Raw genomic sequence first — 11,902 nt, forward strand, 5'->3', positions numbered from 1 at the left:
AATTGAGGTGTATTTAAAATGGAAGAAAAAGTATTGGATTTATTAGAAGAAATTTGCGAAGACGATGTAGTGAGAGAAGATCTGGATATTAATCTTTTTGAGGAAGATCTCATGGACTCCCTGGCTTTTACCGAGCTGCTGGTGGGCATTGAAGAAAACTTCGGAATCGTGATTTCTCCGTCGGAAGTAGAACGAAACGATGTGGAAACGCCAAACAAGATTATCGCCCTGATCAAAGCAAGGAGCTAGTCAGGTGAAAAAGGTAACCGCATTTTTTATAGCACTGGTCTTGTTTTTTGGGACAGCCTGCGGGATCCACTTTTTTGTTGATAAAAATATCAAGTTTGATCCTCACTCTTTTGGAGCCTGGATCAACCAGCATAAATTTTTTGCCGGTGACGAAATTAAAGCCAACATCGATCCAAATACGATTCTTGTCTTGGGCTCCTCAGAATTTCGTCATGGGACGAATATGTCCACCCATCCGGTCAACTTGTTTAAAGACAATTCCATGCACATGATGATGGTGGGAGCCGGGTATTACCAGTCTCTTTTCCATTCGGTTGAGCTGGCGGCTGTGGAAGACGGCGTAAAAAACAAAAAGGTTGTGCTGATCTTATCCCCGCAGTGGTTTAAAAAGAAAGGCGTTCTTGCGCCTGCATATGCTTCCCGTTTTTCTGAGGATAATTTTATTGCCATGCTGCAGAACAAGCACATCTCCAAAGAATCGAAGGAATACATCATAAAACGCAGCAAAAAGCTGCTGAAGGGAGATCCTCCCACTTTGGAGCGGGTGGAAAAATACGAACGTATTTTTATGACCGGAGATGCATCTTTGGCGGACAGGCAATACGTACGATTTTATCGGAAATTTCTAGCAGAGAAGAGCAAGTTAAGTATATATGCAGCTGCTAAGGTCAAAAACGTGAAAGAATATAATCCCAATAAGAAGTATCGTACAGAAGAGCCGGATTGGAAGGCTTATAATGTGAAAGCCGAAGAAGAGGGGATCAAGGCCGTAAAGGACAATCCTTTCTACGTGGATCACCGGGTATATATGAGAGAAATTCTGCCGGAACTTAAAAAGAAAAAGGATTCTGCGATTCATTCTTCATACGCTAAATCGCCGGAATATAACGATCTGCGATGTTTTCTCAAAATCTGTCAGGAGACGGGCATTGAACCGATGCTGGTCCTTCAGCCGGTAAACGGATATTGGTACGACCATCTGGGTTTTCCAAAGGAAGAACGGGAAATCTATTATCAGAAGATCCGCGAGCTGGCAAGCGAGTTCGGCGTGCGGGTGGCGGATTTCAGCAAGGAAGAATATACACGCTACTACTTTATCGATAAGGTTCACTTGGGATGGAAAGGATGGCTGGATGTAGATGAAAGCATTTACGACTTTGCGGCAAAAACTAAAAAACAGTAAAGTGTGGGCGTACGGTAAATATGTGCTGCTCTTTTATGCCTTGATGATGATCATTTACGGATACTTTATGCTGGCCAATCTGTCAACAGCACCAAAGTTTATCTACGCACAGTTTTAAGTTTGGATATGCAATTGAAAAAACTGCTGCATGAAGCAAGATGATTCGCTTTGTGCAGCAGTTTTTTTATGGGTAAAAATGGGCGGGCGGCTCATATAATCTTAGAGGATTTGCCGGCAATGTTTTTTGAGCACATCAAAGGTTTCATCGCTGATGTGATGTTCGATCTTGCAGGCATCGGTTCGGGCCGTTTTTTCGCTGACGCCCAGGTGAGTGAGAATTTTAATCAGCGTATTATGACGGTCAAAGATGGACTCGGCGATTTGCTTTCCCGGAGGGAGCAGAGAAATGTATCCGGCAGAGTCCCGTTCAATATATCCGTTTTCCTCCAACTGCTTCATAGCCACACTGACGCTGGGTTTTGAGAAGCCCAGCTCATTGACAACGTCGATGGAGCGAACCTGTCCTTTTTCTTTTCTGATCATTAAGATGGCTTCCAGGTAATTTTCTGCTGATTCCTGTATTTTCAATGGTTTCCCTCCTTAAATCCTTCAATTTCATAAACTAAGTATACCACAAGGACCCTATAAAGAAAACCAACAAATCCATTGACAGAGGGTTTTTATTGTGCTATTGTATTAATTGATTAGTACATAAGGGCAAACGAAAGAACTTGGAGGAGGGAAATGGATAAAAAATTAAAGGATAGCAGCCCTATTTACGTTCAGATTATGGACAAAATACGCCAGAGCATCATTGCAGGAGAATTAAAACCAGGCCAGAGAATCCTGTCGGTCCGGGATTGGGCGCTGGAATTCGGAGTGAACCCCAATACGGTACAAAGATCACTGACAGAACTGGAACGGGAGGGAATCATCCAATCGGAGCGGACCATCGGCAAATTCGTGACTAAGGATATGAGCCTGATCCAACGGGAGCGGCAAAAAGAAGCTGAGCTGGCTGTCCATCAATTTCGGGAGCGGATGCAGGCCCTTGGATTCACGGAGGAAGAAACGGCTGCTTTTTTTCAAACGGAATGCAGGGAAAGGATAGGCTGATATGGAAACAGAAAGAAAATTGACCCTGGTTGAGGAACCGCCGGTGGCGGTTATTGAGGGACTGTCCAAAACTTTTGGAAGTATCCGTGCCTTGAGAAATATTTCTTTAGAGCTTCCCCAAGGCCGTATCATTGGTTTGCTGGGGCCCAACGGAAGCGGAAAAACGACCCTCATTAAAATCCTGGCCGGTCTTTATGTTCAGTATGAGGGCCAAGTGCGGATTTTAGGGGAAAAACCATCCCACAAAACGAAAGCTTTGGTCTCCTATGCGCCGGACAGAAACTGTTTTCCAGCTCAAATGACATGCCGCCAGGCCAGCGATCTTTATAAAACCTTTTTTGAAGATTTTAATGAAGACACCTGGGAGCATTTGCTGGATTGCTTTAGCCTTTCACCGCAGGCCCAAATACGGCAAATGTCCAAGGGTATGATCGACAAATTGCAGATTTGCCTGGCCATGTCCAGGAATGCCAGACTCTATCTTTTGGACGAGCCCCTGGCGGGGGTGGATGCGGGAGCCAGAGACGTGGTTTTAGAACAGATTCTGGAAAGCTTTAATCCAAAAGGCACCATCTTGATCGCTACCCATTTAATTGCGGAAATTGAGCGCTTGTTTGATACGGTTATTTTTCTCAGTCATGGAGAACTGGTAGAGTTTGGAGAATGCGACTGCATCCGGCAACGGCATGGAATTTCGCTGGAGGATCTGGTTAAAGAATTGTCTTAGGAGGACAGAAATTATGTGTGTATTGAAAAAGATAAAATGGATTTATGTTGTTTTGGCGGCTTTGATTGCCATCACAGCGGGAACCAGCGTATATGCGGGGGTATCGGCAAAACGGATCGATCAAGAGCTGGAGCTGCTGAAAAAGCAGGAATGGGTGATCCCTCTTGGAAAATATGAACAGATATCGGTCATTGAAGGCGCCAAGGGGCTTTATGCAGCGGGCAGTGAAAAAGAAATCGGTCTCATTGACGCACAAGGGAAGGTGATGCTACCGGAAAAGTATCAGGCGTTTAACCCCGTCTGTGTCAATGATCGAATTCTGGTTGTTCAAAACGGGCTCACCGGATACGTGGACCAAGAGGGTAAAGAAGTGATTGCGCCCCAATATGATGCGGGCTATCCATTTAGAAATGGCTATGCATCCGTAAAAAAAGATGGGATTAGAAAAATAGTGGATCCCCAGGGAAAGGTCATGTTTGAATGCCGGTCTGCCGAAGACGGATCGGATGAACTGTATCCCAGCAATAAAGAGGATTGTATCATCATGCAGAGTAAACCGGATGAGGAGTCCGGGACCAGGCAAATTCGCGTGATCAATATTAAGTCCGGCCAGACGCTTTTTAATTCGGATGAATATGCTTATCTCGATGATTACAGCGAAGGGTTTTGGAGCGCCCAAACCGGAAGCGGCTATGTCCTTCTCAATGAAGACTTTCAGCCTGTCAAAGAAATGGAAGAAGCGGCGGCTTTCCATGAGGGGCTGGCCAAAATCAAGGCAGGAAAAACACTGACCTACATCAATAAAGAGGGGAAGGCCGTTATAAAAAAAGAGGCGGGGCTGGGAAGCGACTTTTCAGAAGGCATCGCTTGCATCATACGGCAGCAAAAAGGGATCTTTTTTGATCAAGAGGGAAATACGCTGTTTACGGTGCCTTGTTATAGCAGGGGCGGGTTTGCAGATCCGGAATACCCGGTTGGATTTCAGGATGGCTATTGTCTGTGGCGCGGCGAAAACGGAAAGTACGGATATTTGGATCATGAAGGAAAGTATGTGGTGCCTCCCTGTTTTGATCAGGCGGGAGCTGTAAACCAGGGCGAGGCAGAAGTGACTTATGGAAAGCAGTCAGGCGTACTCAAGCTGCCTGCCAGGTAAAGGGGGAATTCACATGTTATATAAATGGATCGCTTTAAATATTCGAATGACCAAAAGAGAATTCACCGCATCGATGCTGCTGCTCCTTGCAGCAGTGATCATACTGCTTATTGCGTCGGGGCAGAGTTCTCTTGAGACAGACAGCCGCCTGTTTATAGGAGTTCTTTCGGCAATCCTGGGAGGGGCAGTCGCGTTCTTTCTGATGGGAGCGGCAAAACTCTATTACAGCAGCATGCTGGGAGAAAACGCCAGCTTGTATATGGTCCTGCCGGTTTCGTACCGGAAAATGGTCTGGGGTAAGGTGCTGACCGGAGGCTTTCAGCTCTATCTGCTCCAACTGGCGGGACTGTGCGGACTTGTTCTGGCTTCGGCCTCGGCGGCTTCCTATGGAATGAGGCTGCCGGTCATGCTCGATATGGATTTAAAGTCTGTAGTTATGGGAGGGATTTTGGCAGAGCAGATTGGTTTCATCTGTCTGGAATTATTTGGGATTCTTTTGCTGGCGGACATGGTCTTTTGCGCTTCCATTCTATTGGCAGCAGCGATCGTTCACTCCATAAGGCCGCATGGAATAAAGGTGCCCTTGGGCATATTGATCTATGGGGCTGCTCTGGCAATTCCAGTATCTGAGACCTGGCTTGGGGTTTTGATCATAGAAAAAGCCGCCGGACCATATGTGCTGCTCAGCCTGACTGGAGTAGCTTTAATGGGCGCGGCGACACTGATATTTCTAATCTATTTGATTCTTCGACTGCTTTCAAAACGATTGGAAGTAAATTAGCAGGTTATTCAACAGCCATTTCCAGAGCCAATTTCATCATATCGGTAAAGGATTTCTGACGCTCTTCGGTGGTGGAGCGTTCACCGGTAACGAAGTGGTCGCTGATGGTCATCATGGCCAGAGCGTTGACCCGATTGTAGGCAGCGTTCATATAGAGAGCGGCCGCTTCCATTTCTACGGCTAAGATGCCCATTTCAGCCCATTTTTTCCACCAGTCGCCGAACTCGTAGAAGACGTCGCAGGAGACGATGTTTCCGGCTTTAAAGGGGATTTTGAGCGCTTCCGATGCATCGCGCGCTTTGGATAGGAGCTTGTAGCTGGCGCTGGGCGCATAGTTTCCCGGCACGTTGAAGGCATGAATATAATTGGAATCCGTGGAAGCGGCTACGCCGATGACCAGGTCTTTGATCTTGATGTCCTCATGGAAGGAACCGGCGGTGCCGATGCGGATCAGATTCTGCACGTCATATTCTGTGATCAATTCCCAAGAATAAATCCCCATGGAGGGCATGCCCATGCCTGTTCCCTGGACCGATACCGGAACGCCCTTATAGGTACCGGTGTATCCCAGCATTCCCCGCACCTCGTTATAAAGCCTGGGGCTTTCCAAAAAGTTTTCGGCAATGAATTTCGCCCGCAGCGGATCGCCCGGCAGCAGGATTGTTTCCGCGATATCGCCTTTGCTTGCGGCATTAATATGTGTACTCATAAGTTTCATCCTTTCTCAATTTCGTATACGTTTATCATACATCATCCATACCGGATCTTTCAAGAACTTCTGTCCTTTCTCAGAAACAGGGCAGAGACTGCTCCGCCTGCGGCCGCAAAGATCATCCAGCCAAAGCCAAAATCCGAAAGAGGCAGATGGGATACGAACTCAAAAGAAACTCCCAGACTGTAAAGGACTTCGCAGAGGCTGCCGATAATGGCGCCTATGACAGCTCCCCGTATGATATTGTCGTTTCGTATCTGCCTGGGGAAAAAGGACAGAAAGATCAGCGTGAGCGCGCCCGGATAAATCAGACTGAGAATCGGCTGGGCGATGGTGACGATCTGATCGATGCCGAAATTAGCTGCAAACGCGCTGAAAAGGCAGATGGCGATGGTTAAGCTTTTGTATCCCAGCTTTCCTTTTGATAATTGGGAAAAATAGTCGGCGCTGGCGCTGACCAGGGCCACGGCTGTGGTCAAGCACGCTAGAGCTACCACAATTCCCAGAACCACCACTCCGGTTTTTCCCATCAAATGTTCAATGATGTCGATGATCAGCTGGGAGCGGTTGACATCCAAGTTGTAAAAGGTGGATGCGGCTGCGCCCAGGTAAGTAAGGCCGCAATAGACCAGCAGCAATCCCAGTGCCGCAATCAGGCTGGAATTGCATACGACTTTATATTTGAGCCGGGTATCGGTATATCCTTTTTCTGTGACGGTTTTGACGATGATAATGCCAAAGGCCAGAGCCGCCAGCACATCCATGGTCTGATAGCCGGCGTTGATTCCGTCAACGGCCACATTTTCCAGCATAGGCGTCTCGGAGATGGGGCCCATGGGGGTGACGATGCCCTTGATAATCAGAATGATCAGGCCGATAAACAGAGATGGCGTCAAGAATTTGCCGATAATATCAATAACAGAAGACTCACGGATCGTCAGCAGGAGAACGATCAAAAAGAATACGGCGGTGGGAAGCACAGAACCGATGCGGCCGAAAACAGGGGCCGCAAACATCTCGTAGGTAGTAGCTCCGGTCCTGGGAATGGCGATCAGGGGGCCGATACACAGGATAATGGCCGCGAACATGATTTTTCCCGGAATACGCCCGATGCGGCCAAGGATCCGGTCCACATCGCCGCCGTTGCGAATGATGGCAAAGATCGCAAATACGGCCAGGCCGATATCCGCCAGATAATAGCAAAAGAAACCGCTGAACCAGCTGCTGCCCGATCCCATGCCCAGGTAAGGCGGAAAGATGATGTTTCCTGCCCCGAAAAACATGGAAAAGAGGGCAAAACCTACGACCAGCTGATCGGTAAATCGTTGTTTCATAATGTCGAAGATCCTTTCTGAATTGGATGTGATGTCTAAAGTCTTAGTATGTACAGTTTCAATACCGTTAACCAAATTACGGTATCATATACAGGCATCAAAAGCAATAAGAAAATTCATTGCTTTCACAAAAGAAAAATGATATATTTGTATAAACCCGGCGAAACTAAACATGAATGCCGGGTTTTTCAAAACGGCAAACGAGAGGAGACAAGAACTATGACCGAAGAATTGTACCAGGTGCGGGAGATCAAGGATCTGCGGGACATGATCCGCACAGGAGCAGAATTATATAAGGAAGCACCGGCTTTTCTCATTAAGAGGCAAAAAGGGGGAAAGTATCACGAAGTCACCTATAAAAAACTGGAAAAGGATATGAACGCCCTGGGAACCAGGTTGGTGGATTTGGGGCTTGTGGGTGAAAAGATCGCCATAATTGGAGAGAATTGCTACGAATGGATCCTTTCCTATTTTGCCATCGTAAACGGAGTGGGGACCGTTGTTCCGCTGGACAAGGAACTGAGCCGGCAGGAAATTGCCAATTTGGCCGCTGCCGCAGGATGCAAAGGAATCTTTTACGCTTCATCTTATGAAAGCTATGTACAGGATCTGGATATTCCCGTCAAGATGAAATTTGAACTGTACCGCAATGAGGATGTGCCCTTTGATGAAAAGGATATGGCAAGCCTGCTCTTTGAGGGAAGAAAGCTTTTGTCAAGAGGAGACCGGAGATATCTGGATGCTCAGGTTGATTCTGAAGCTGCGCGGATCATGCTCTTTACATCTGGAACAACGGGGGTTCCAAAAGCCGTGATGCTCTGCCATCGCAATCTTTGTTCCAACATTAAAAATATCAGCAAAGTGGTGCAGATTCGGCCGGACGACAGAACCCTTTCCATTTTACCAATCCATCACACCTTTGAATCAACGGTGGATATCATGACCGTTTTGTATCAGGGCGGGTCGGTGGCTTTCTTTGAAGGACTCAAGCATGTAACCAAAAACATGGTGGAAGCGCGGGCCAGCATACTGGTGGGCGTGCCCCTGATCTTTGAATCTATCTATGCCAAGCTGTGGAAGCAGGTGGAAAAGACCAAACGTGTCAAAGCACTGAAGGCAGCCATTAAGCTCAATCGATCCCTGCAGAGGATAGGAGTCGATAAACGTCAGAAATTGTTCCGGGATATTTACGACAATTTTGGAGGGCGGCTGAGGATGATCATAACCGGCGCCGCAGGTATCGATCCAAAAGTATTGAGAGGGTTTCATGATCTGGGTCTGGAGGTAGCTCAAGGCTACGGGCTTACAGAAACAGCGCCGATCATTGCCGGAACGCCGGACGGCGAACAGAAGTATAAAAAAACAGGTTCTGTGGGCAAGGTGATCCCGGAGGGCGAGATTAAAATCATAGATACCAATGAAGAGGGAATCGGTGAAATTCTCTATCGCGGACCCAATGTCATGCTGGGCTACTACGGCATGCCTGAGGAGACGGCCCAGGTCCTGGAGGACGGTTGGTTTCACACCGGAGATCTGGGATTCATGGACCCGGAGGGGTGGCTTTACATTACCGGAAGAAAGAAAAATGTAATAGTAACCAAGACCGGAAAGAATATTTATCCGGAAGAACTGGAGCAGCTGGTGAGCGAAATCCCCTATGTGGAAGAATGCATGGTCTATGGCCTGGAAGGTGTGGAAACGGGGGACGGAACCACGGTGGCCGTCCAGGTTCGGCCTGATTACGAGGCGATTAAAGAAGCCTTCCCCAATGGGGCTGACGATGAACAGGTCTACGATCTGATCAAAGGCATCATCTCAGAAATGAATCAAAAGCTTCCTAATTACAAACGGATCCGCCATGTGGTGATCCGGGACAGCGAATTCGTTAAAACAACAACCCATAAAATCAAGCGGCAAGACAACCTGTAAAGGCCATACCAGCTCAGCCTGAAAAATGAAGGCTGAGGCGGTCAGTATCAAAGCTTGCCTCCGCTCCCAGAGGGATGGTGATCTGGGGGTCAATGTGACCGGCCCGCAGGTTGTAAAGGGTGGGCTTTTCCCATGGTCCTATGATTTCTTTAAACATATTGGTAAGATGAAAAGAGCTTTCGGCAGTTTGCATGCGGTTTGAATCCGCTGCTGCCGGGGGCTCTTGACATTTTGTAAAGGAGCCTAAAAGAATGCCGCTGCAATCGCGGAGCTTTCCTGACAGCGAAAGAGCAGTGAGGGCGCGATCCAATCGGTAAGGCTGCTCGCCGACTTCTTCGATGAAGAGAATTTTGTCCTTAGTATCCACTTCGTAAGGAGAACCAAGAGTGGAGATCAGCAAAGAGAGGTTGCCGCCGACCACGGCGCCGGAGGCTTGGCCGGGGAAAAGGACGTTCAGAGGATGGCCCGGCGGGTTGATGACAGCTCCCTGGGGCTGGTCTGAAAATAGATTTTTCTTCAGGCTTGCGACGGAAAAAGGATCGAGCCGGTTATACCCGGCGCCGGGCATGGGACCGTGAAAGGTGACAAAGCCGCACAGCTGGTTGAAAGCCAGGTGAAGCGCCGTAATATCGCTGAAACCGACAAAGACTTTCGGATGCCTTCGGATGGCGTCAAAATTCAAAAGGGGCAGCAGTCTGGCGCAGCCGTACCCTCCCCGGATACAAAAGATCCCTTGAACAGCAGGATCGGTGAAAGCGCGGTTGATGTCATAAGCCCGCTTTTCATCCGGGCCGGAAAGATAGCCGCAGGAGAGAAAGCAGCTTTCCATAATCAGCGGCTCAAGTTCCAGGTATCGGATGGAGTCTGCGGCCAGAGCTGCGGCCTCTTTTGAAACCGGGGAAGATGGCGCGAGGACGGCGATCTGATCGCCTTTTTTTAATGGCTGGGGTCTTCTAAGCATAGTTCAACACTCCTTTTCTTAATATTTCTAATTATATTTTTTTATGGTGGAAAATAGAAGATGAGAGTAGTATAATAGTCAAGATATACTGAAATGAGGTGATAGAATGGAACAAAACAGAAACTTTATTTACGAAGAATATATTGATGTGACGGAAGATGACAAGGGAGCGCTTCAATCCATTCAGTTTAAAAATTACGATAGATTCAACTTTGCCTTTGATATTGTGGATAAATTGGCTCAGAGCCAGCCGGACAAACTGGCCATGCTCCATATCGCAAAGAACAAACGAACGCGGGAGCTGACCTTTGATGACATGAGCAAGTATTCATCAAAAGCAGCGGCCTATTTCCAGTCCCTGGGCATCAAAAAAGGGGATCGGGTGATGCTGGTTTTAAAGCGCCATTACCAATTCTGGTTCGCGATCCTGGGTCTTCACAAGCTGGGGGCGGTGGCGATCCCGGCTACCAACCTGATGAAACAGCACGACTTTGAATATCGTTTCGAAGCGGCGGGAGTGAAAGCCATCGTCTGTACGGCAGACGATAACGTGGCCTATCAAGTGGAGCTGGCTCTGGAAAACACGAAAAACAGTGTGATAAAAATCATTGCCAGAGGAAAGCGGGAAGGCTGGGAATCCTTTGATCGGGGGATTCAGCAGTTTAGCGAGCCCTTCGTACCGGAAGAATATGCGGGAGGCACGGATCCATCCATTATGTTCTTCACATCCGGCACCACTGGCTATCCCAAAATCGCCACCCATACTTTCCAGTATCCACTGGGTCACTTTATAACGGCCAAATATTGGCATCAGGTGGATCCGGACGGACTCCATTTTACCATTTCCGATACCGGATGGGGCAAAGCACTTTGGGGAAAGCTTTACGGCCAGTGGCTGTGCGAAGCGCCGGTATTTACCTATGATATGGACAGTTTTGATGCGGGAGAGATCATGGACATGATCGCCAGATATAAGATTACAACCTTCTGCGCGCCGCCGACCGTCTACCGGATGATGATTAAAAAGGATTTTTCCAAATACGATTTCAGCGCCTTAAAGCATGCCACCACAGCAGGAGAAGCACTCAACGCCGAGGTGTTCAACCAATTTAAAAGCGTAACCGGGCTGTCGCTCCACGAGGGATTCGGACAGACGGAAATGACGCTGGCCATCGGAACCCTGAAAGGTACCAAGCCCAAAGCCGGTTCCATGGGAAAACCAACCCCTCTTTATGATATCGATCTCCTTGGAGAAGACGGAAAACCTGCCAAAACGGGAGAAACGGGAGAAATCGTAGTCCGCACCAATAAGAGAATCCCAATCGGTCTTTTTGACGGTTACTATCAGAACGAGGAAATGACTCGCCAGGCTTGGCATGATGGGATTTACCATACGGGAGACACGGCCTGGCGGGATGAGGACGGTTATTTCTGGTACGTGGGCCGGGATGATGATGTCATCAAATCAGCGGGATATCGGATTGGACCCTTTGAGATTGAAAGTGTCTTGATGGAGCTGCCTTATGTGCTGGAATGCGGAGTCACTTCCGTACACGCAAAAATCCGCGGACAGGTCATTAAGGCATGTATTGTACTCATTGACGGTGTTGAGGGTACGGACGATTTGAAAAAAGAGATTCAGCGCTATGCCAGAAAGAAGATGGCAAGCTACAAATATCCGAGAATTATCGAATTCTGGGAAGAACTGCCCAAGACCATCAGCGGAAAAATTCAGCACAATAAACTTTAGAGGAGAC

The 11,902-nt window shown here is 48.0% G+C and carries 13 protein-coding genes; 9 read left to right on the forward strand and 4 right to left on the reverse strand.

Annotated features, from left to right (window positions below; all coding sequences use genetic code 11):
- Window positions 1-18 precede the first annotated feature (18 nt).
- The 3 genes from dltC to NIA71_RS01885 are packed head-to-tail and all read left to right on the forward strand — an operon-like array spanning window position 19 to window position 1,550.
- The gene (gene dltC, locus NIA71_RS01875; protein ID WP_148394676.1) at window positions 19-249 is read left to right on the forward strand and encodes a D-alanine--poly(phosphoribitol) ligase subunit DltC; all 231 of its coding nucleotides are present in this window, start codon (window positions 19-21) and stop codon (window positions 247-249) included.
- Window positions 250-253: 4 nt separating this feature from the next.
- Window positions 254-1,432, forward strand: a complete 1,179-nt coding sequence (dltD, locus tag NIA71_RS01880) for a D-alanyl-lipoteichoic acid biosynthesis protein DltD (RefSeq protein WP_148394678.1) — start codon at window positions 254-256, stop codon at window positions 1,430-1,432.
- Entirely contained in the window at window positions 1,389-1,550 is a 162-nt protein-coding gene (locus NIA71_RS01885) for a hypothetical protein (RefSeq protein ID WP_227755043.1), read from the forward strand. The genes dltD and NIA71_RS01885 overlap by 44 nt, the downstream gene beginning before the upstream one ends.
- Before the next feature lie 101 nt (window positions 1,551-1,651).
- On the opposite strand, the gene NIA71_RS01890 is transcribed toward NIA71_RS01885, so the two are convergent.
- Window positions 1,652-2,020 carry a metal-dependent transcriptional regulator gene (locus tag NIA71_RS01890; protein ID WP_148394680.1) on the reverse strand — a complete coding sequence of 123 codons (369 nt, stop codon included), beginning with the start codon at window positions 2,018-2,020 and terminating at the stop codon, window positions 1,652-1,654.
- A 156-nt stretch (window positions 2,021-2,176) separates the two neighbouring features.
- Here NIA71_RS01890 and NIA71_RS01895 point away from each other — a divergent pair, with 156 nt between their 5' ends.
- From NIA71_RS01895 to NIA71_RS01910, 4 genes are read left to right on the forward strand one after another with little or no spacing between them, the layout of a single operon-like run.
- Window positions 2,177-2,548, forward strand: a complete 372-nt coding sequence (locus NIA71_RS01895; RefSeq protein ID WP_148394682.1) for a GntR family transcriptional regulator — start codon at window positions 2,177-2,179, stop codon at window positions 2,546-2,548.
- A 1-nt stretch (window position 2,549) separates the two neighbouring features.
- The gene (locus NIA71_RS01900) at window positions 2,550-3,275 is read left to right on the forward strand and encodes an ABC transporter ATP-binding protein (RefSeq protein WP_148394684.1); all 726 of its coding nucleotides are present in this window, start codon (window positions 2,550-2,552) and stop codon (window positions 3,273-3,275) included.
- A gap of 13 nt (window positions 3,276-3,288) precedes the next feature.
- Window positions 3,289-4,428 carry a WG repeat-containing protein gene (locus NIA71_RS01905; RefSeq protein WP_227755044.1) on the forward strand — a complete coding sequence of 380 codons (1,140 nt, stop codon included), beginning with the start codon at window positions 3,289-3,291 and terminating at the stop codon, window positions 4,426-4,428.
- A 13-nt stretch (window positions 4,429-4,441) separates the two neighbouring features.
- On the forward strand, window positions 4,442-5,209 hold the full coding sequence (locus tag NIA71_RS01910; protein ID WP_148394688.1) for a hypothetical protein: 768 nt from the start codon (window positions 4,442-4,444) through the stop codon (window positions 5,207-5,209).
- Window positions 5,210-5,213: 4 nt separating this feature from the next.
- Here NIA71_RS01910 and deoD read toward each other — a convergent pair whose 3' ends face one another.
- Together deoD and brnQ are read right to left on the reverse strand one after the other, a co-directional pair.
- Window positions 5,214-5,918 carry a purine-nucleoside phosphorylase gene (gene deoD, locus NIA71_RS01915; protein WP_253019577.1) on the reverse strand — a complete coding sequence of 235 codons (705 nt, stop codon included), beginning with the start codon at window positions 5,916-5,918 and terminating at the stop codon, window positions 5,214-5,216.
- A 59-nt stretch (window positions 5,919-5,977) separates the two neighbouring features.
- Window positions 5,978-7,255 carry a branched-chain amino acid transport system II carrier protein gene (brnQ, locus tag NIA71_RS01920; protein WP_227755045.1) on the reverse strand — a complete coding sequence of 426 codons (1,278 nt, stop codon included), beginning with the start codon at window positions 7,253-7,255 and terminating at the stop codon, window positions 5,978-5,980.
- 219 nt (window positions 7,256-7,474) lie between these two features.
- Between brnQ and NIA71_RS01925 the strand changes: the two genes are divergently transcribed.
- The gene (locus NIA71_RS01925; protein ID WP_253019578.1) at window positions 7,475-9,184 is read left to right on the forward strand and encodes an AMP-dependent synthetase/ligase; all 1,710 of its coding nucleotides are present in this window, start codon (window positions 7,475-7,477) and stop codon (window positions 9,182-9,184) included.
- A 13-nt stretch (window positions 9,185-9,197) separates the two neighbouring features.
- Here NIA71_RS01925 and NIA71_RS01930 read toward each other — a convergent pair whose 3' ends face one another.
- On the reverse strand, window positions 9,198-10,145 hold the full coding sequence (locus tag NIA71_RS01930; RefSeq protein WP_227755047.1) for a S66 peptidase family protein: 948 nt from the start codon (window positions 10,143-10,145) through the stop codon (window positions 9,198-9,200).
- Window positions 10,146-10,251: 106 nt separating this feature from the next.
- Here NIA71_RS01930 and NIA71_RS01935 point away from each other — a divergent pair, with 106 nt between their 5' ends.
- Entirely contained in the window at window positions 10,252-11,895 is a 1,644-nt protein-coding gene (locus NIA71_RS01935) for an AMP-binding protein (protein WP_148394698.1), read from the forward strand.
- Window positions 11,896-11,902: the final 7 nt, after the last annotated feature.

Origin of the sequence: Ihubacter massiliensis, from assembly GCF_024125305.1 — a bacterium.
GTDB classification, from domain to species: domain Bacteria; phylum Bacillota; class Clostridia; order Peptostreptococcales; family Anaerovoracaceae; genus Hominibacterium; species Hominibacterium faecale.